Source organism: Sphingomonas aquatilis, assembly GCF_014196115.1.
Lineage (GTDB): Bacteria > Pseudomonadota > Alphaproteobacteria > Sphingomonadales > Sphingomonadaceae > Sphingomonas > Sphingomonas aquatilis.
Window position 1 is genome coordinate 51,450 of sequence record NZ_JACIDB010000004.1, and the last position, 20,446, is coordinate 71,895.

General features: G+C 67.3%; 17 protein-coding genes. 14 read left to right on the forward strand and 3 right to left on the reverse strand.

All coding sequences use genetic code 11. The features are described 5' to 3' along the window. A complete protein-coding gene (locus GGR47_RS11095) occupies positions 1-2,025 on the reverse strand; it encodes a lytic transglycosylase domain-containing protein (RefSeq protein WP_147034674.1) in 2,025 nt (674 codons plus the stop codon). Between the two features lie 79 nt (positions 2,026-2,104). Here GGR47_RS11095 and dapA point away from each other — a divergent pair, with 79 nt between their 5' ends. From dapA to GGR47_RS11165, 14 genes are all read left to right on the forward strand, one after another. Beyond that, positions 2,105-2,989, forward strand: a complete 885-nt coding sequence (dapA, locus tag GGR47_RS11100; protein WP_147034675.1) for a 4-hydroxy-tetrahydrodipicolinate synthase — start codon at positions 2,105-2,107, stop codon at positions 2,987-2,989. A gap of 80 nt (positions 2,990-3,069) precedes the next feature. Continuing rightward, on the forward strand, positions 3,070-3,615 hold the full coding sequence (locus GGR47_RS11105) for a DUF805 domain-containing protein (RefSeq protein ID WP_078462324.1): 546 nt from the start codon (positions 3,070-3,072) through the stop codon (positions 3,613-3,615). 41 nt (positions 3,616-3,656) lie between these two features. Then, entirely contained in the window at positions 3,657-4,139 is a 483-nt protein-coding gene (gene smpB, locus GGR47_RS11110) for an SsrA-binding protein SmpB (RefSeq protein ID WP_017978988.1), read from the forward strand. A gap of 20 nt (positions 4,140-4,159) precedes the next feature. Further along, a complete protein-coding gene (locus GGR47_RS11115; RefSeq protein WP_017978987.1) occupies positions 4,160-4,723 on the forward strand; it encodes a DUF2062 domain-containing protein in 564 nt (187 codons plus the stop codon). 75 nt (positions 4,724-4,798) lie between these two features. Next, entirely contained in the window at positions 4,799-6,862 is a 2,064-nt protein-coding gene (locus GGR47_RS11120) for a M13 family metallopeptidase (RefSeq protein WP_147034676.1), read from the forward strand. Between the two features lie 233 nt (positions 6,863-7,095). Further along, complete coding sequence (locus tag GGR47_RS11125) at positions 7,096-9,117, forward strand: M13 family metallopeptidase (RefSeq protein WP_147034677.1); 2,022 nt, start codon at positions 7,096-7,098, stop codon at positions 9,115-9,117. 216 nt (positions 9,118-9,333) lie between these two features. Then, positions 9,334-11,715, forward strand: coding sequence for a hybrid sensor histidine kinase/response regulator (locus GGR47_RS11130; protein WP_147034678.1), 2,382 nt, complete (start codon positions 9,334-9,336; stop codon positions 11,713-11,715). Positions 11,716-11,773: 58 nt separating this feature from the next. Then, entirely contained in the window at positions 11,774-12,124 is a 351-nt protein-coding gene (locus GGR47_RS11135; protein WP_017978983.1) for a response regulator, read from the forward strand. 97 nt (positions 12,125-12,221) lie between these two features. After that, positions 12,222-12,986, forward strand: coding sequence for an SDR family NAD(P)-dependent oxidoreductase (locus GGR47_RS11140; protein ID WP_147034679.1), 765 nt, complete (start codon positions 12,222-12,224; stop codon positions 12,984-12,986). A gap of 3 nt (positions 12,987-12,989) precedes the next feature. After that, the gene (locus tag GGR47_RS11145) at positions 12,990-13,904 is read left to right on the forward strand and encodes a glycoside hydrolase family protein (protein WP_147034680.1); all 915 of its coding nucleotides are present in this window, start codon (positions 12,990-12,992) and stop codon (positions 13,902-13,904) included. 43 nt (positions 13,905-13,947) lie between these two features. Further along, complete coding sequence (gene ilvD / locus GGR47_RS11150) at positions 13,948-15,666, forward strand: dihydroxy-acid dehydratase (protein ID WP_147034681.1); 1,719 nt, start codon at positions 13,948-13,950, stop codon at positions 15,664-15,666. Then, positions 15,653-16,075, forward strand: coding sequence for a hypothetical protein (locus tag GGR47_RS11155; RefSeq protein WP_221204750.1), 423 nt, complete (start codon positions 15,653-15,655; stop codon positions 16,073-16,075). The genes ilvD and GGR47_RS11155 overlap by 14 nt, the downstream gene beginning before the upstream one ends. After that, positions 16,072-17,463, forward strand: a complete 1,392-nt coding sequence (locus GGR47_RS11160; protein WP_147034682.1) for an NAD(P)H-hydrate dehydratase — start codon at positions 16,072-16,074, stop codon at positions 17,461-17,463. The genes GGR47_RS11155 and GGR47_RS11160 overlap by 4 nt, the downstream gene beginning before the upstream one ends. After that, on the forward strand, positions 17,460-18,665 hold the full coding sequence (locus GGR47_RS11165) for a class I SAM-dependent RNA methyltransferase (RefSeq protein WP_147034683.1): 1,206 nt from the start codon (positions 17,460-17,462) through the stop codon (positions 18,663-18,665). The genes GGR47_RS11160 and GGR47_RS11165 overlap by 4 nt, the downstream gene beginning before the upstream one ends. A gap of 130 nt (positions 18,666-18,795) precedes the next feature. On the opposite strand, the gene truA is transcribed toward GGR47_RS11165, so the two are convergent. Continuing rightward, complete coding sequence (truA, locus tag GGR47_RS11170) at positions 18,796-19,533, reverse strand: tRNA pseudouridine(38-40) synthase TruA (protein WP_147034684.1); 738 nt, start codon at positions 19,531-19,533, stop codon at positions 18,796-18,798. Then, positions 19,530-20,444: a methionyl-tRNA formyltransferase gene (fmt, locus tag GGR47_RS11175; RefSeq protein WP_147034685.1), complete on the reverse strand. Its 915-nt coding sequence runs from the start codon at positions 20,442-20,444 to the stop codon at positions 19,530-19,532. The genes truA and fmt overlap by 4 nt, the downstream gene beginning before the upstream one ends. Between the last annotated feature and the right edge of the window lie 2 nt (positions 20,445-20,446).

Sequence of the window (20,446 nt, forward strand, 5' to 3'; positions counted from 1 at the left end):
TCAGCCCGGCCGTCCCTTGCCCAGATACCAACTGAGGTTGGCAGGCCCCCTGGACTTGGCATGCGCCGGGCTCATCAGGTCGTAGACGACGGCATTTTCCAGCACGCGCTGCACATAATTGCGGGTTTCCTGATACGGGATCGCCTCGATCCAGTCGACCATGTCGACCGCGCCCGAGCGGGGGTCGCCATTGGCGCGCAGCCATTTGTTCACGTTGCCGCCGCCCGCGTTATAGGCGGCGATGGCGAGCGGATAGCTGCCGTAATTGGCGAAGACGCGCTGGAAATAGCTCGATCCCAGCATGATCGACATATTGGGGTCGGTGGTCAGCGATGCCTGATTGTAGGCGAGGCCGATCTTCCCGGATTGCTCGCGTGCGGTCGCCGGCATCAGCTGCATCAGGCCGCGCGCGCCGGCGTGGCTCACCGCGGCGCGATCGAACTGGCTTTCCTGGCGGGAGATGGCGTGGATCAGCGTCCAATTGTCCTCATAGCCCGCAGGCACGCTCACCGTCGGGAAACCGGTCGCGGAATAATCGCTCAAGCCGTTCTGCATCGCGCTCCGCCCGACCATCACGCCGAGATCCGGCCGCCCGATCTGGCGAGACAGGTCGGCGGCGAGCACGTGGTCGGTATCGGTCGTCGCATCCGCAGCGATCTGACGGACGAAGGCAGTCTGATCCTGATACTGGCCGATCATGCCCAGGAAACGCGCGGCGCGCACCGTCTCGCGGTCCGCGAACGCCTGTCGCACCGCAGGCGCCACGGCGAGTGCGGGGACGGCGGGCGGCGCCGTCAGCGGCCGACCCGTCCGCTCCAGCGCCAATTGCCCGTAGAATTGGTCGCGATAGCCTGCAGCCCGGGCGTAATAGCCTGCTGCCTCCGCCGACTTGCCCGCCGCCTCCGCGGCACGGCCTGCCCAATAGAAGCCCTTGGCCCGCGTCTGCGGCGACTGGCTGCCACGGCCGTAGCGTTCGAACATCACCATCGCATCCGCCGGCCGCGACAGCTGCTTCAGCGCGACCTGCCCGGCGAGCCAAGCGAGGCTCGTGTAATCGTCGCGTTCGCCATAGGGCTTGGTCGATACGTCGGTGCCCGCCGGATAGGCATCGTCGATCTGCCGCGCGATGTCATAGGCGAGCTGATATTGATTGTCGGCGTTGGCGGCACGGGCGTTGGTCAGCAGCACCTCATACCATTTTTCGACATTGCCCGGCCGGCTGGCGAGGCTGCGCGGCCGCGCGAGCCAGGAGCGCGCCGTGGGAGAAGCGCCAGCACCCCGCAGATAACTGGCCCGGTCGGCGATATAGCCCGGATCGCTCGCAAACTGGTCCTGCGTCGTCATCGCCAGAGTCGCGGCATTGGCCGCATTGCTGCGGAAGGCGAGCCGCGCCTCGAACGCCGGACGCTCCGCGGGGCTGGTGAAGCCGATCTGCCGCGCGGCGACGCCGGTTGCATTCTGCCACAATAACGCGTCCATCCGCGCGTCCTGATCGTCGGGCGTCAACGCGCTGCCGAAGCCCGACAGCACCGCCGCTTCATCGTCCGCGGACAGCGCGCCCTTGCGCCACGCGGCGCGGGCGGCGGCCTGCGCTTCTGCCGTTCGGCCGAGCGACTGCAGGGCGCGCGCTTGGGCGACGAGGCCGGTGGCGGTCAGCGGCGGGAAGCGGGTGAAGAAGGCCACGACGCCGGTCGGGCTGGCGGTCGCCGCCTTACGCTCGGCGGCGCGGCGGTTCGCCGCTTCGTTCGGCCAGCCGGGATGCGCCATCAGGAAGCCGGCATAGCTGTCGAACGGAAAGGCGTCGGTCTGGCCGATCGACTTCCACTGCGCCAGAGCGGCGGCGATCGCCCCGTCTGCCGGGGTCTGCGGCGCCTGCGGCGACATGTTCGCCATCTGGGTGCGATAGCGGTCGAGCGCGTCGGGCACCGACGCGGACGGGGTCGTCTGCCCGTCTTGTTGCGGCGCGGCGGAAACACCGGCGAGAGTGGCGAGGAGCAAGCTGACGGGCAGGGTGGCGGAGTGCATGTGGACATCATAGGGCCTGCGCCCGTATCTGTCCTGAACGAAACGCTGCATCGGACGCAGCAGGAGCGCGCATTACCTCATGTTTTCAGGTTCGATTCCCGCCCTCGTCACGCCCTTCACCGATGGCGGCCAGTTCGACGAGGCCGCCTATCGCGCGCTGGTCGACTGGCAGATCGCCGAGGGCTCATCGGCGCTCGTGCCCTGCGGCACCACGGGCGAGGCGGCAACGCTGACCGCCGAGGAGCATTTTCACATCGTCGGCGTCTGCGTCGACCAGACCGCGGGCCGGGTGCCGGTGATCGCGGGCGCCGGATCGAACGACACGGTGGTCGCTGCCGCCAATATCGCGCGCGCGAAACAGGCGGGCGCCGATGCCGCATTGATGGTCCCGCCCTATTACAACCGCCCGAGCCAGGAGGGCATCTACCAGCATTTTGCGAAGCTGGCGGAGACGGCCGAGCTGCCGATCGTCCTCTACAACGTCCCCGGCCGTACCGTCACCGACATTCAGCCGGCCACGATGGCGCGGATCGTCAAAGCTTTCCCGCAGGTGTTCGTCGCGGTGAAGGACGCCAGCGGCGCCATCGCCCGTGTGTCGGCCCATCGCGAAGGTTGCGGCCCGGACTTCGTCCAGCTGTCCGGCAACGACGATATGGCGCTCGCCTTCAACGCGATGGGGGGCAGGGGCTGCATCAGCGTGTCCGCCAATGTCGCCCCGCGTTTGTGCGCCGCGTTTCAGGCGGCGTGCCAGTCGGGCGATTATGCCAACGCGCTGGCGTTGCAGGACCGCCTGTGGCCGCTTCACGATGCACTGTTCACCGATGCCTCACCCGGGCCGGTGAAATACGCGATGACCCGCGTCCGTCCCGACTTCCCCACGGGGTTGCGCCTGCCGATGACCTGGCCGTCCGAGGCTTCGCGGTCTGCGGTGGACGCGGCGCTGGCGCATGCGGGGCTGATTTAAACGCCAGAGGTTTGTAGAGGAGGTTCTTGCGATCACCCGTGCAATAGACGATCATCTCAGCAGTGGGAGGACCGGCTGTTATGCGAGGTTTTGCGAACCTTTTTAATTTTCGTGGTCGTGACACCAGGGCGCAATTCTGGCCTTATGCCGGCATTGTCGTCTGTTTGATGATGGCGGCTATGATGGTCGTCATGATGCCGCCGATACTGTCCAGCATGGAACGGATGCAGCGATTTGCAAACGAGCATCCCGACCTTGCCCAGGTCACTCAGGCTGGAGCTGGCTACGCTATTCGCGTCGAGGGTTATCATCCGGAGCTAATGCCAGATTTCGGTAACCTATTGTGGGGCATAGCACTGGTAACGGCGATGGGCGTTGCGCTGCTGGCCGCCGCAGTGGCGCGGAGGCTGCGTGACGCCGGTGTCGCTCCCATGTTGGGTGTACTACCTGTGCCGTTCCTGTTCCTCGGAATTGGAGCGATGTCGCGGGTTTTTGCGGCGACCGATTCCGCCATGGGGTGGTTCATGCTGCTGTTCGTCAATAACCTGCTATATCTCGGCTCACTGGTGGTATTGATCGTGCTGCTATGCCGCCCCAGCCGAACATCCGCGTCGATGGAACGGTAAGGCGCTTCCCTCCGACCCCGCCACTCCCTACATCGCCCCCAATGTCGCGTCCCAAGCCCGCCACCTTCGACAAGAAGAAGATCGTCGCCGAGAACCGCAAGGCGCGGTTCGAATACAGTATCGATACCGTCTATGAGGCGGGGATCGCGCTCACCGGCACCGAGGTGAAATCCCTGCGCTTCGGCGAGGGCAGCATTGGCGAAAGCTATGCCGAGGTGCGTGACGGGCAGGTGTGGCTGGTCAACGCCAACGTCCCCGAATTCAGCCACGGCAACCGCTTCAATCATGAGGCCAAGCGACCGCGTAAATTGCTGCTTCACGAACGCGAGATAAACAAGCTCCACGGCGCCGTCGCGCGTGAGGGCATGACCCTCGTGCCGCTCAGCGTGTATTTCAACGGGCGCGGCCGCGCCAAGGTGGAACTGGCGCTCGCCAAGGGGCGCAAGGATCACGACAAGCGCGCCGCGATCAAGGAGCGGGAATGGAAGCGGGAAGCCGGACGTATCATGCGCGATCGCGGCTGAGCCCGGCGGGGCGCCCCGGCATGATGCACAAGACGTTCGGCTGGTTGCGCGCCAATATGCCGACGCGCGAATCGATGGAATCGAACCGGCTGCTGCGCCCGGTCGCGCATCGCGTGATGGAGCCGGGCCTGTGGCGATTCAACCGCCGCTCCGTGCCGCGCGGCGTCGCGCTGGGCATGGTGGCAGGATTCCTGTTCCCGGTCGCGCAGATCGCCATTGCCGCGCTGTTCGCGCTGCCGTTCCGCGCCAACGTGCCGGTCGCCGCGCTGACGACCTTCATCACCAACCCCTTCACCACGCCGTTTTTGTGGTTCCTCGCCTATAAGATCGGCAGCTGGATCCTGCACAGCGACGCACCCGCCATCGCCCAGCCCGCGGCGGAGGCGACCGGATGGCTTCAGACGATCACCGGCGCCTTCCACTGGCTATGGGCGCAGGGCCCGGCGTTCGGCCTAGGCCTCATCGTTCTGACCAGCCTGTGCGCGGTCGTCGGCTATGCTGCGACGGCGCTCGGCTGGCGTCTGTGGATCGCACGCAAGTGGCGGCATCGCCATGCGCATAGTCACAGCGGAAACCATATTTGACGAGGCGTTTTAACTGGTTACAACACTGCCCATCGTGAGTCTGCCAATCCCGGCTTCGCTCACCAGGGACCTTCGATGCGCAAACCGGTTATCGCCGCTCTCCTGCTCGCCTCCGCTGCATCCGGCGTAGTCTACGCCCAAAGCACTCGCCCGACCGCAACCACCACGCCCGCCGCCGCCGGCAAGCCGCAGCTCGGCAGCTTCGGCGTCGACCTGACCGCGATGGACAAGAGCGTCGCGCCGGGCGACGACTTCTACAATTACGTCAACGGCGCCTGGATGGCCCGCACCGAGATCCCGGCTGACCGGTCGAGCTGGGGCGGCTTCGCGATCCTGCGCAACCTGTCCGACGAACGCACCCGCAAGGTGATCGAAGACGCCGCCGCCAATCCCGGCAGCGACCCCGTCACCGCCAAGATCGGCGATACCTATGCGAGCTTCATGGACGCGGCCGCGATCGAAAAGGCCGGTGCCACGCCGCTGAAGCCCTATCTCGCGAAGATCGCCGCAATCAATTCGCAGACCGATCTCGCCCGCGCCTTCGGCGACGCGACGCGCCACGGCATCGATGTGCCGATCGGCGCCGGTGTGCAGCAGGACCTGAAGGATAACACCGTCTATGCCGTCTACGTCGGCCAGGGCGGTCTGGGCCTGCCGGACAAGGACTATTACCTCAAGGATGATCCCAAGTTCGCCGAGGCGCGGACCAAGTACGTCACCTATATCGCCGACATGATGCGCATGGCGGGCCAGCCCGACCCGCAGGGTGCGGCGCAGCGCATCTACGACCTGGAAAAGCAGATCGCGCAGGTCCATTGGGATCGCGCCGAGCTGCGCCAGGTGGAAAAGGGTTACAACCCGATGCCGGTCGCGCAGCTCGCCACCGCCATGCCCGGCTTCGATTGGAAGGCGATGCTCGATGCGCAGGGCCTGGCCAATCAGAGCCGTGTGATCGTTGGCCAGCCGTCGGCGCAGGCGGGCACCGCCAAGATCGTCGCCGCCACGCCGCTGCCGGTGTGGAAGGAATATCTGGCGTTCCACACGATCTCGAACGCCGCGCCTTTGCTGTCGTCGAACTTCGTCAATACGCAGTTCGCCTTCTACGGCACGACGCTGAACGGCACGCCGCAGCTGAAGGACCGCTGGAAGCGCGGTGTCGACCTCGTCAACGGCAGCCTGGGTGAAGCGGTCGGCCAGGTCTACGTCCAGAAGTATTTCCCGCCCGAATCGAAGGCCAAGGCCGACGAACTGGTCCGCAATCTGATTTCGGCAATGGACAAGCGCCTCAACAATCTCACCTGGATGGCGCCCGAGACGAAGCTGAAGGCGCGTGCCAAGCTCGCCGCCTTCACGCCCAAGATCGGCTATCCCGACAAGTTCCGCGATTACACGTCGCTGAAGGTCGTGAAGGGTGACGTGCTCGGCAACGCCGATCGCGTGGCGGAGTTCGAATACAATCGCCAGCTCAACAAGATCGGCAAGCCGGTCGACCGCAGCGAATGGTTCATGACGCCGCAGACGGTGAACGCTTATGCCAACCCGCTGATGAACGAGGTCGTCTTCCCGGCCGCGATCCTGCAGCCGCCGTTCTTCGATCCCAACGCCGATCCGGCGGTGAACTATGGCGCGATCGGCGCGGTGATCGGCCACGAGCTGAGCCACCACTTCGACGACCAGGGCCGCAAATTCGATCCCAAGGGCAATTTCTCCGACTGGTGGACGCCGCAGGACGTCGCGCGCTTCAACGCGCTGACCGACAAGGTCGTCGCGCAGTACGGCGCCTATGAGCCGATCCCGGGCACGCACGTGAACGGCAAGCTGACGCTGGGCGAGAATATGGCCGACCTTGCCGGCATCAACGTCGCCTATGACGCGTACAAGCTGTCGCTGAAGGGCAAGCAGGCGCCCGTCATCGACGGTTATACCGGCGACCAGCGCTTCTTCATGGGCTTCGGCCAGGTCTGGCAAACCAAGGCGCGCGAGGCCTCGATCAAGAACCAGCTGACCACCGACCCGCATACGCCGGGCCAGTGGCGCGCCTATGTCGTTCGCAACCTCGACGCCTGGTATCCGGCGTTCAACGTAAAGCCGGGCCAGAAATTCTATCTGGCCCCCGCCGATCGCATCAAGATCTGGTGATCCTGCCGCCGCCGCCCGCGACCACCCGCGGGCGACGGTTTTGTTTTGGCACGAACCTGCGTTAGCTCTATCACCCTCCTAACCACCCGTTCGCCCTGAGCCTGTCGAAGGGCGGGGTGCCCCACTCGGGCGCTTTGCCCGCGGAGAGCCGCCCTTCGACAGGCTCAGGGCGAACGGAATGAGACGTACTCGGTCGTGATCTGTACAGCAGACCGACCCATCGGGGAGAGACCATGAAGACCTATCTCATCGCCGGCCTGCTCGGCGCCTCGGCGCTTGCCGGCGCCGTCTATGCACAGCAGGCGCCCACCGCCGCCGCAGCGGGTAAGCCGCAGATCGGCGCCTTCGGCTTCGACGAAGCGGGCATGGACCGCAGCATCGCGCCGGGCGACGATTTCTACAATTACGCCAACGGCACCTGGGCGAAGACGACCGCGATCCCTGCCGACAAGTCGAGCTTTGGCGCGTTCGACACGCTCGCCGATCTGTCGCGCGATCGCACCAGGGGCATTCTGGAGGCCGCGGCCAAGCAGCCGGGCTCCAAGATCGGCACGGCCTACGCGACCTATCTCGACACCGGCGGGATCGAGGCGAAGGGCCTGGCACCGATCAAGCCGTGGCTCGATACGATCAAGCGCTCGACCAAGGCGAATTACGCCTCGCTGCTCGCGCAGGCGGACCGCAACGGCGTCTCCATTCCGTTCGGCAGCGGTGTCGGCCAGGACGACAAGGCGCCCGAAACCTATGTCGTTGAGATGCGCCAGTCGGGCCTCGGCCTGCCCGATCGCGACTATTACCTGCAGGAGAAGAACGCCAAGGAAAAGGCCGCCTATGAGGCGCACCTGACCAAAGTGCTGACGCTGGCGGGCGAGCCCAATGCTGCCGCGCGCGCCAAGGCGATCGTCAATTTCGAAACGCAGATCGCTGAGGTCAGCTGGAGCCGCGTCGACAGCCGCGACGCCAACAAGACCTACAACAAGATGACGGTTGCGCAGCTGGTGCAGAGCGCGCCGGGCTTCGACTTCGTCACCTATCTGAAGGGCGTCGGCACGCCCGTCGATTCGCTGATCGTGTCGCAGCCGAGCGCCGTCACCGGCATCGCCAAGCTGATCGGTGCCGCGCCCATCGGCGTGTTGCAGGACCAATTGCTCGTCCGCAGCCTCGACGGATTCGCGGGCGTGCTGCCGAAGGCGTTCGACGACGAACAATTCGCCTTCTACGGCACCACTTTGTCGGGGACGCCGCAGCAGGAAGATCGCTGGAAGCGCGCGGTGGGCTTCACCAGCGGCGCGCTGTCGGACGAGGTCAGCAAGCTCTACGTCGCGCAATATTTCCCGCCCGAAACTAAGGCGTCGGCGGACCAGCTGGTCAAGAACGTGATCGCGGCGATGGGCAAGCGTATCGACAAGCTCGAATGGATGGCGCCCGAGACGAAGGTGAAGGCGCACGCCAAGCTCGCCGCCTTCACGCCGAAGATCGGCTATCCCAGCCAGTGGCGCGATTATAGCAACCTGAAGATCGTCAAGGGCGACGCCTTCGGCAACGCCCTGCGCGCGCGCCAGTGGGGCCACGAATATAACATCAGCCACCTCGGCAAGCCGTTGCAGCGCTGGGAATGGGGCATGACCCCGATGACGGTGAACGCCTATGCCAATTTCGGCATGGTCGAGATCGTCTTCCCCGCCGCGATCCTGCAACCGCCGTTCTTCGACCCGAAGGCGGACCCGGCGGTGAACTACGGCGGTATCGGCGCGGTGATCGGCCATGAGCTGAGCCACCATTTCGACGACCAGGGATCGAAGTATGACGCGCACGGCCAGCTGACCGACTGGTGGATGCCGGAGGACGTCACGCGCTTCAAGACGCTGACCCAGCGGCTCGTCGACCAGTATAATGCCTACGAACCGCTGCCCGGCATGCACGTCAACGGCGCGCTGACGTTGGGCGAGAACACCGCCGACCTCGCCGGCCTTTCGGTCGCCTATGACGCGTACAAGGCGTCGCTGGGCGGGCGCGAGGCGCCGGTGATCGACGGCCTGACCGGCGACCAGCGCTTCTACCTCGGCTGGGCGCAGGTGTGGCGTCGCAACTATCGCGAGGCGAACCTGAAGCAGCGGCTGATGACCGATCCGCACAGCCCGTCGCAGCAGCGCGCCTGGGTCGTGCGCAACCTCGATCCCTGGTACGGCGCCTACAAGCCCGCGCCGGGCGGCAAGCTGGTGCTGACGCCGGACCAGCGCGTCCGCATCTGGTGATACGATCCCGCTTCCCCCGTCGCGCCGGGGGAAGCGGGGCCACTAACACCGCCGTTCGCCCTGAGCCTGTCGAAGGGCAGGTCGCCACACGCGTCGTCCCGCAGGTCCAAACCCGTGCTTCGACAGGCTCAGCACGAACGGCCATGGGGCCCGGAAGCAACCCCACTACACCAATCGCTTGACGCGCCCCGCCTGATCCCGCGATGACGGGCGGGCATGGCCTCGCTCCCCCTTTCGACACATCTGAACCCCGCCCGCGCCGCTGCGCTCGTCGCCGGCGCTGCGACGGTGGTGGCTGCGGCGCTCGTGCTGTGGCTGGTCGGCAGCATCGTCGCCGCGGCGGGATTCGTCGCCACGGGGATCGTGGCCGCAGGCGCGGTGATCGCGTGGCGGATGCTGGCGCCGGCCAGGGTCGCGGCGACGCCGACGATCGATTGGGCTTTCACCCGCGCGGTCGCGCAGGCGAGCACCGACGCCGTGGCGATCACCGATCGCGCCGGCCGCCTCGTCTGCGCCAACGACGCCTATGAGGCGCTGTTCGAAGGCTTTCCGACCCCGCCCGGCCTGCCGCTGGCGGGGGAGGGCGTCGCCGAACTCGGCAACGCCGGCCGGATCGCCTGGCGGGACGGGCACGGCGAGGTGCGGGGCCTACGCGCCGGGCCACACCGGCTGACGGCAGAGATCGCACGGGCGGGCGATGAGGGAGACATGCTCGTCTGGCGCTTCGCCATCGTCCGGCAGCACGATGCCGCCGCCTCCACCGAAGCGCTGGTCTCCGGGGCGATGGGCGAACGGCTCGGCACGTCCGGCGTCATGGCGGCGCTGCTGGGGAGCGACGGCCGCGTCCGTGCTGCCAACCGCCTGCTCGCACGACGCGCGATCGCTGCCGACACGGGACTGGAGGGGCGCGACTTCGCCCGACTGCTCATCACCGACAGCCGCGGCCTCGTCCGTTTCGAGCGCGAGGGGCTGGACGGCGCGCCGTTGCGCGTGGTGGAGATCCCCTTTACCGATATTCCCGAAGCGCCCACGCTGATTGCGTTGCTCGATGACGTGGACACCGCCCCGGCGATCGGTGCCAGCGCCTCCGAACATGTGCGCAGCCTCGTCAGCCTGATGCCGTTCGGCATGGCGCTGGTCGATCGCGAGGGCCGCTTCCTCCAGATGAACGACGCCTTCGTTCGCGCGGCCGGCGTCGATCCTGCCGCGGCGCCGCTCTATCCGGGCGATCTGGTGGTGCGCGAGGACAAGGCGGCGGTCGCCGACGCGATCCGGCGCTTCGCCAGCGGCGCGACGCATTCGTCGGACATGGCGGTGCGGCTGAAGGATCATCCCGACGAACCCGTCGCGCTCACCATCGCCGGTGCCCGCGGCCTGGGCGATGCGGCGGTGCTGCTCAGCCTCAAGGACAATAGCGAGGAAAGCCGCCTGAAGCGCGAGGTGGCACAGGCGACCAAGATGCAGGCGGTCGGTCAGCTCGCCGGCGGCGTCGCGCACGATTTCAACAACATCCTTACTGCGATCATCGGCCATTGCGACCTGATGATGATGCGCCATTCGCCGGGCGACAGCGATTACGACGACATCCAGCAGATCCGCACCAATTCGAACCGCGCCGCCAGCCTGACGCGCCAGCTGCTCGCGTTCAGCCGTCAGCAGACGCTCCGCCCGCAGACCCTGCAACTGCCCGACGTGGTGGCGGAGGTGTCCAACCTTCTGAAGCGGCTGATGGGCGAACAGATCCGCCTCGACGTCAGCCATGGGCGCAACCTCGGCGCCGTGCGTGCCGATCCGGGTCAGCTCGAACAGGTCGTCGTCAATCTCGCGGTCAATGCGCGCGACGCGATGCTGGCGCACAATCCGCGCGGGGGCGGCACGCTGACCATCCAGACACGCAGCGTCACCGCGGCCGACGTGCGGGCGATGGGCACCGACATCCTGCCGGTCGCCGATTACACCGCGCTGATCGTCAGCGACACCGGCGGCGGTATCCCGCCCGACGTGCTGCCGAAGATCTTCGAACCCTTCTTCACCACCAAGGAAGTGGGAAAGGGCACTGGGCTTGGCCTGTCGACCGTCTACGGCATCGTCAAACAGTCGGGCGGCTGGATTTTCGCCGATACGAAGCCGGGGCAGGGGGCGACCTTCAGCATCTACCTGCCTGTCCACGCGGCGGGCACCGCGACCCGTGCGCCTGCGCCGCGGGCGCCCGCCAAGCCGGTCGAGGTCTGGGGCACCGGCACCATCCTGCTCGTCGAGGACGAGGATATGGTCCGCGCCGTCGCCGAACGTGCGCTGACGCGGCAGGGCTATACGGTGATGACCGCGGAGAATGGCGAGGCGGCACTGGAACTGCTCGATCGAAACGGCCGGCCAGACCTGCTCATCAGCGACGTGGTGATGCCGACGATGGATGGCCCGACGATGGTCCGTCACGCGCGCGACCGCTATCCCGACCTGCCGATCATCTTCATGTCGGGCTATGCCGAGGAGCAATTGCGCAAGTCGATCGACCTCGACAACGTCGCCTTCCTGCCCAAGCCCTTCAGCGTGCAGCAATTGGCGGAAGCCGCGCGCGACGTTCTCACGACGCGGTAGCACACCGTTACAAACGAGTGGTTGTCAGCGTGTAACAATCACGGGTAAGGGCTGGGGCATGTCTGCGCTCACCCAGATCCTCATCGTCGAGGACGAACCGCTCATCGCGATGATGCTCGAGGATTTCCTCGAGGTGCTCGACAAGACGCCGGTCGGCACCGTCGATACGGTGGCCGGCGCCTTGGCGCGGGTGGAGGACGGCGGCATCGACGCTGCGATCCTCGACGTCAACCTGCGCGGCGGTGAGAAGAGCACGCCCGTCGCCGAAGCGCTCGCCGCACGCGACATTCCGTTCGTGTTCGCGACTGGCGGCAGCGACGACAGCGTCGACAGCCGCTTCCGCGATCGCCCGGTGCTGCAAAAGCCCTTCACGATGGACGGCGTCGCCAAGGCTCTCGCCGCGCTGTAACGCCCCTCGTTTGGGATGACGCATTTGTCACCGGAACGATTGACCGGCCCATCGCATTGGTAGCGTCGATTCCGGACGCAACGATGGGGCAAGGTGCATGGCAGATAATCCGATCGCGGTGGTGACCGGCGGCGAATCCGGTATCGGGGCGGCGTGCGTCGCCGCCCTGGCGAAGGCGGGCGCGCGCGTCGTCTTCACCTATTTCCGCGATGCGGATGCCGCGGCCAAGGTCACCGAGGCGGCGGGCGCCGATCGAGTCCACGCGATCCAGTGCGACGTGTCCAGTGAAGACGCGGTCGAGGCGCTGTTTGCCGACACCGAACGCCGCTTCGGTACTGCCACGTGGCTGGTCAATTCCGCGGGCCTCAATATGAGCGGCACTAAGCTGGTCGACATGCCGCTCGACCATTTCGACCGCGTCATCCGCTCCGACCTATACGGCCCCTTCCTGACCTGCCGTCGCTTCGTGCGCGCCGCCGAAAAGGCGGGGCAGGGCGGGCGGATCGTCAACATATCGTCGATCCACGAACGCGCGCCGAGACCGGGCGGCGTGGACTATGACGCAGCGAAGGGCGGCTTGGCCCAGCTTACGGCGACGCTCGCGCTCGAACTGGCGCCCGCGAAGATCGCGGTCAATGGCGTCGCGCCCGGCATGATCCTGACGCCGATGAACGAACATGCGATGGAGGATGCCTCCTATCGCCAATCGCTTGAGGCCAATATCCCCTGGGGGCGTGCGGGCAAGCCCGAGGAGGTCGCGACGCTCGTCGCCTTCCTACTCTCGCCCGCTGCTGATTACATCACCGGGACGACCGTCACGATCGACGGCGCGCTGAGCCTGGTGATCGCGCAGGGGGCCTGACCGATGCCGACCTATGCCGTCGAAGCGCTCGACGACGTCACGATCGCGCCCAATTCGCCGCTCGATGGCATGGACCTGATGAGCCCCTTCGTCTGGCGCGAGGACGGGCGTTATCGCATGTTGGTGCGCGGCGTCCCCGACCCGCTCGGACCGGACGATCCGACCGGCCTCATCGCCAGCGGCTGGAGCGATGACGGCCTGACCTTCACGCTCGACGATCATATCGCCATGGCTCCGGGCAGCGATCCGACGGACCCGGACGCGGGGGGCTGCGAAGACCCGACCGTGCTCAGGACCGACGATGGCACCTACGTCGTCTATTACACCGGCGTGGACGCCAAGCGCAGCCAGGGCGTGATGATCGCCGCGACTGGCCCGTCGCTCGACCGGCTGACCAAGCGCCGCGTCGTCCTCGCCGCGCCCGAAGGCGAGGGCAATATCAAGGAGGCGACCTTCGCCCCGACACCGCATGACGGCTGGCGGCTGTTCTACGAATATGCCGCGGCGGAGGAAAAGGGCGTCGGCGCGTCGCGCGTCGGCATCGCCCGCGCGGACCAGCTCGGCGATCCCTGGACATCGCTCGACGATCCGTTTCCGATCCGGCCAAAATCCTGGGACAATTGGCATCTGTCCACCGGCCCGATCTGCCAGCTGCCCGGTGCCGATCCGGTGATGTTCTACAATGGCGCGACGCTGGATGCGCGCTGGCGGATCGGCTGGATCAGCTTCTCGCCGGATTTCTCGGCCGTCACCGGCCGTGGGATCGAACCGCTGATCCTGCCGCCACCGCCGGAAGATCGCACCAAGACCGATATCGCCTTCGCCGCGTCAACAATTGTCGAGAACGACATGATATCGCTGTATTTCTCGATCGAGGACCGCATTCTCCGTCGGGCGCGCGTACGATATTACGCGTAACAAGCTTGCGCAGATGGGGGTTTTCGCGACATAGGGCGTCGCCATGACCCAGTTCGACAAAACCCGCCTGCCCAGCCGTCACGTCTCCGTGGGCCCCGAACGCGCGCCGCATCGCAGCTATTATTATGCGATGGGCCTCAGCGAAGAGGATATCGCCAAGCCCTTCGTCGCGTTGGCGAGCGCCGGTAACAATTCGGCGCCCTGCAACACGACACTCAACGCCCAGGCCGATGCCGCGCAGGCCGGTGTGATCCAGGGCGGCGGCATGCCGCGTCGGTTCAACACGATCACCGTCACCGACGGCATCGCCATGGGCCACCAGGGCATGAAGGCCAGCCTCGTCAGCCGTGAAGTGATCGCCGATTCGGTCGAGGTGTCGGTCCGCGGCCATTGCTATGACGCGCTCGTCGGCTTTGCTGGCTGCGACAAGTCGTTGCCCGGCATGATGATGGCGATGTTGCGCCTCAATATCCCGTCGATCTTCGTCTATGGCGGATCGATCCTGCCGGGCCGCTTCCACGACCGCGACGTCACTGTCGTCGACGTGTTCGAAGTCGTCGGCAAATATGCCGCCGGTGCGTGTCCTTTGTCCGAGGTGCATGAGCTGGAAAAGGTCGCCTGCCCCGGTCACGGCGCATGCGGTGGTCAGTTCACCGCCAACACCATGGCCTGTGTTGGCGAGGCAATCGGTTTATCGCTCCCAAACAGCAACATGGTGCCCGCTCCTTACACCACGCGTGAGCAGATCGCCGTGGCTGCGGGCGCGCAGGTAATGGAGTTGGTGGCGCGCAACCTACGCCCGCGCGACATCTGCACGCGTGAAGCCTTCATCAACGCCGCGCGCGTCGTGGCCGCGACCGGCGGCTCGACCAATGCCGCGCTGCACCTGCCGGCGATGGCGAACGAAGCCGGTATCGATTTCGATCTGTTCGACGTCGCGGAGGCCTTTAAAACAACACCTTACATCGCGGACCTCAAGCCCGGTGGTCAGTATGTTGCCAAGGACATGCATGAGGCCGGCGGCGTCTACATGCTGATGAAGACGATGCTCGCCGGCGGCTTCCTCGACGGCAATTGCATGACGGTCACCGGCAAAACGCTTGGCGAGAATATCGATCAGGTGACGTGGAACCCCGACCAGAAGGTCATCTACGATATCGCCACGCCGATCACCCCGACCGGCGGTGTCGTGGGCCTGCGTGGCAGCCTCGCCCCCAATGGCGCGATCGTGAAGGTCGCGGGCATGCACCGCCTGCAGTTCGAAGGCCCGGCGCGGTGCTTCGATTGCGAGGAAGACGCCTTCGCCGCCGTCGAAGCGCGCGCGATCAACGAGGGCGAGGTGATCGTTATCCGCTACGAAGGACCGAAGGGCGGCCCGGGCATGCGCGAAATGCTGTCGACCACCGCCGCGCTCTACGGCCTCGGCATGGGCGAAAAGGTCGCACTGATCACCGATGGCCGCTTTTCGGGTGGCACGCGCGGCTTCTGCATCGGCCATGTCGGGCCTGAGGCGGCCGAGGGCGGCCCGATCGCCTTGGTCGAGGACGGCGACACGATCCGCATCGACGCCGAAACGGGCACGATCGATCTGCTGGTCGACGACGCCACGCTCGACGCGCGCCGCGCCGCCTGGACGCCGCGCGTGAACGATTACGGCGCGGGCGCATTGTGGCGCTATGCCCAGAACGTCGGTCCCGCCTTCCAGGGCGCTGTCACCCACCCCGGCGCAAAGGCCGAACGCCACGTCTATGCGGATATCTGATTGTCCGCTGGCGGCGGGTAGGGTGGTGGCGGGAACGGCACTGCTTCTGCTCGCCGCCTGCGGCGATCGTAGTGCCGGCACGGCGAATAATCGGCCGCTGACCAACGCGGAAAGCGATCAGCGCCGCGCCGCCGACGACGTGGATCTGATCCTCTGCGCGCACGGCAGCGACGCGTTGCGTCGAACCTGCACGGTGGAACGGACGCGGGAGGATCGCGGATTGGTCCTCACCGTCCGCCACGACGACGGCGGTTTTCACCGCTTGCGCGTCACGCAGGATGGCCGCGGCGTCATTGCGGCCGACGGCGCAGAGGCGGCGCGCGTCTCGATCATTGATCCGAAGTCGATCGAGGTGGCGATCGGCAGCGATCGCTACCGCCTGCCCGCGACGATCGCGTCGACACGATGATCCCGCCCGAAGGCCAGCCGATCCTGACCGCAGCACAGATGCGCGCTGCGGAAGAGGCCGCCGTCGCGTCGGGCATTTCCGTCGAGACGTTGATGCAACGCGCAGGCGAAGGCATTGCCGCTGCCGTGCGCCGTCTCACCGCAGGCGCCGACATGCTCGTCCTCTGCGGACCCGGCAACAACGGCGGCGGCGGCTTTGTCGCCGCATCGGTTCTGCAACGTCTCGGCCTGAGCGTACGAGTCGCGGCGGATGAGGCCCCTCGCACACCCGCCGCCTCCGCCGCACGCCGGGGCTGGCAGGGCGACGTCGAGCCGCTGAACACGGCACGGCCCGCGCCGGTCCTGATCGACTGTATGTTCGGCACGGGGCTGTCGCGACCGCTGCCCGCCGCTACCGACGCAGCGCTCGCCCGCCTTGCCCGTGCAGCGCAGGTGTTGATCGCCGCCGATCTGCCCAGCGGCGTCGATGCCGACACGGGCGCTGTGCCCGATTGGGTCGCGGCGCATCCCGCGACGCTGACCCTCGCACTCGGCGCCCTCAAGCCGGCGCACGTCCTCGAACCCGCGGCCAGCGCCTGCGGCACCGTCCGCCTGATCCACCTGGGCCTCAGCGAGCAACCCGCCGACTGTGTCGTCGCAACAGCGCCGTATCTGCCGCAGCCCGGACCCGAATCGCACAAATATACACGCGGCATGGTCGCCGTGGTCGTTGGGGCGATGGAAGGCGCCGCGCGGCTCTCCGGCATCGCCGCCCTGCGCAGCGGGGCGGGCTATGTCGCGCTATATGGCGACGGCGGCCGTGGCGGTCCCGACGCGCTCGTTCACCGCCCCTATGATGCCGACGCGCTGGCCGATCTTCGGATCGGCGCTATCCTGATCGGTCCGGGGCTGGGACGCGACGACCACGCACGGCAGCGTTTGAAGGCGCTAATCGCCGCCGACGATCACGCGTTGGTCATCGATGGGGATGCGCTACATCTGCTCGATCCGGACACGCTTGCCCAGCGGCGCAACCCCGTTATCCTGACGCCGCACGCCGGCGAATTCAAAGCGCTGTTCGGCCAAGGCGCCGGCTCGCTGCTCGATCGCGCGCGCGCGGCGGCGAAGCGCACCGGCGCCGTCGTCGTCCTGAAGGGCCCGACGACCATCGTCGCCGCGCCCATTCGCACCATCGTGCATCCGCGCGGCAATTCCTGGCTGTCAACCGCCGGCACCGGCGACGTGCTCGCCGGCGCGATCGCGGCGCAACTCGCCCATGCCGGCACGGATCCGCTCGCGGCAGCGAGTGCGGGCGTCTGGCTCCACGCCCAGGCGGCACGCCGGCTCGGCGCCAGCTTCATCGCCGACGACTTGGCAAATGCGCTGACGCCCGTCAGGGCGGGCGCATGACCGATTCCGATACGATTCTGCCCCCCGATACGATTGTCCGCGTTGCCGCCCGTGGCGATGGCGTCACTGCCAACGGTCGCCATGCCGCCTTCGCGGCGCCCGGCGATCTGCTCGGCCCCGAAGGCACGTTGACCCACGGCCCGCATCACCAGACGCCGCCGTGCCACCATTTCTCCGAATGCGGCGGCTGCCAGCTCCAGCATCTCGACGACGAATCCTACGCCGCCTTCATCACCGATCGCGTTGCCAGCGCGCTGGAGGCGCAGGGGCTGACCGCGCCGTTGCGCACGCCGCTCGTCTCGCCGCCGCAAACCCGCCGCCGCGCGACGCTGCATGTCGAGAGCAAGGGGGGCCGTATCCTGCTGGGCTTCTCCGCCGAGAAGAGCCACGCCATCGTCGATGTGCGCGAATGCCACATTCTCGCGCCAGAACTGTTCGCGGTGGTCGCGCCGCTGCGCGCCTTGCTGCAAAAGCTGGGGTTCAAGCGCCGCGGCGACGTTCACCTGACCCTGTCCGATCAGGGCCCCGACATCCTCGTGACCAATCTGTCCGCAGACGGCCTTGCCGCCGCGGAGACGATCACCGCCTTCTGCGAGCGATACGGCATCGCGCGCTTCACGCTCGACAGCGGCGACGGGTTCGAAACGCGCTGGGAGCCGCAGCCGGTGACCATCACGCTCGGCGGCCATCCCGTGCCGCTGCCGCCCGCCTCGTTCCTGCAGGCAACACAGGAAGGCGAGGACGCGCTGGTCGCCGCCATGCGCGAAGCGACCGCGGGTGCGGGCACGATCGCCGATCTGTTCGCGGGCCTCGGCACCTTCGCGCTTGCTCTGCCGGCACGGGTGTACGCCGCCGAGGGCGCGCGGGATGCGATCATGGCATTAAAGGCCGGCGCAGCGCACGGTGGGCGCCCGATCTTCACCGAACATCGCGACCTGTTTCGCCGTCCGCTCACCGTGGCGGAGCTCGACCGCTTCGACGCGATCGTCATCGATCCGCCGCGCGCGGGCGCGCGCGATCAGGCAGAGGCGCTCGCCGGGTCCCAGACCAAGGTCATCGGCTATGTTTCGTGCAATCCCAGCAGCTTCGCGCGTGATGCGAAGATGATGGTGGAGGGTGGCTGGCAGATCGACTGGATCCAGCCGGTCGGCCAGTTCCGCTGGTCCACCCACGTCGAACTGGCCGCAAGATTCGTTCGCTAAAGGGTTCGCGCGACGCCGCGAAGAGGCGAAGAGGTCATGCCGGGATGCCGCGATTGGGCAGACGCCACTGTCGGCGATCGGCAGGACGGCCTCCGCCCTGTCCGCGTCCCCCGTCGCGGCTGCGGGTGAGTCAATACACCGCCGTCATGAAGAACAACCCATCGGGCGGCGCATTGAGCCCCAGCCGCGCGCGATCCCGCGCCGCGAGCGCATCGGCGACGTCGGCGACCGACCACTGCCCCCGCCCGACCAGCGCCAGGCACCCGACCATCGATCGCACCTGATGGTGCAGGAACGACCGAGCCGCCGCCCGCACCGCGATGCGATCGCCATTCCGCTCGACGGACAGCAGATCTAGCGTCCGCACCGGACTATCGGCCTGGCAATGCGCGGAGCGGAAGGTGGTAAAGTCGTGCCGCCCGACCAGCACCGCCGCCGCTGCCGCCATCGCGTCCGCGTCGAGCGGCTGCGGCACCTGCCACGCCAGTCCCGCTTCCCAGGTCAGCGGCGCGCGCCGGTTGACGATGCGATATTCGTAACTGCGCCCGACGCACGAAAAGCGCGCATGCCAATCGTCCGCCACCTCCACGCAGTCGAGCACCGCGACCGGTGCCGGCCGCACCCGCGCGTTGAGCGCCTCCATCAACCGGAACGGTGCGATCGTCTTGGCGATGTCGACATGCGCGCGCATGCCGAGCCCATGCACGCCGGCATCGGTCCGCCCCGCGGCATGCACCGCCGCCGTCTCGCCGGTGACAGCGAACACCGCCTCTTCCAGCGTCTGCTGCACACTCGGCCCGTGCTTCTGCCGCTGCCAGCCCATGAACGGCCGGCCGTCATATTCGATCGTCAGCGCGAACCGCGTCAAAGCTGCGTCCCCGATCGTACCGGGAAGCCACGCAGCATCTCCTCCGCGCTCGTCACGCCGCGCCCGGCGCGCTGCACCAGCGTCGGGCGGATCGCACCGTCGCCGCATGCGATCGTCAGCGCCGCGTCCACCGTTGTCCCCTCGCCGCCGGGGAAGGAGAAGGGCAGCACCTCGGCAGCGAGCAGCTTCACCCGCTCGCCCGCGATCTCCACCCACGCCCCCGGCGCCGGGTTCATCGCGCGGATCAGCCGCTCGACCTCGACCGCGCTCCTGGTGAAATCGATCCGTGCCTCGGCCTTGTCGATCTTGCGGGCATAGGTGACGCCGTCCTCGGGCTGCGGCACCGGCGGATGGCCCTCCAGATCGTCAAGCACGTCCACCATCAGCCGCCCGCCCAGCGCCGCCAGCGCATCGGTGAGCTCGCCCGTGGTCTGCCGCTCGATCGCGACCCGCCCCTCCAGCCGCACGGGGCCGGTATCGAGTCCTGCCTCCATCTGCATGATCCCGACCCCCGTCTCGGCATCGCCGGCCAGAATCGCGCGCTGCACGGGCGCCGCCCCGCGCCAGCGCGGCAACAGCGAGCCGTGGACGTTGAGGCAGCCATGCTTTGGGGCATCGAGGATCGCCTGCGGTAACAACAGTCCGTAAGCCGCCACCACCGCCACGTCGGCGTCCAGCGCCGCGAACGCCGCCTGCGCCTCGGCGCCCTTCAGGCTGACCGGGTCGTGCACCGGTATGCCTGCCTCTTCGGCGCGCAGTTGGACCGGCGACTTGACCAGTTCGCGCCCGCGCCGACCGCCCGGCCGTGCCGGCTGCGTATAGACCGCGACGACCTGATGCCCCGGCGCCGCCAGCACCGCATCCAGCACGTCGCGCGCGAAGGCCGGGGTTCCCATGAAGATGATCCGCATGG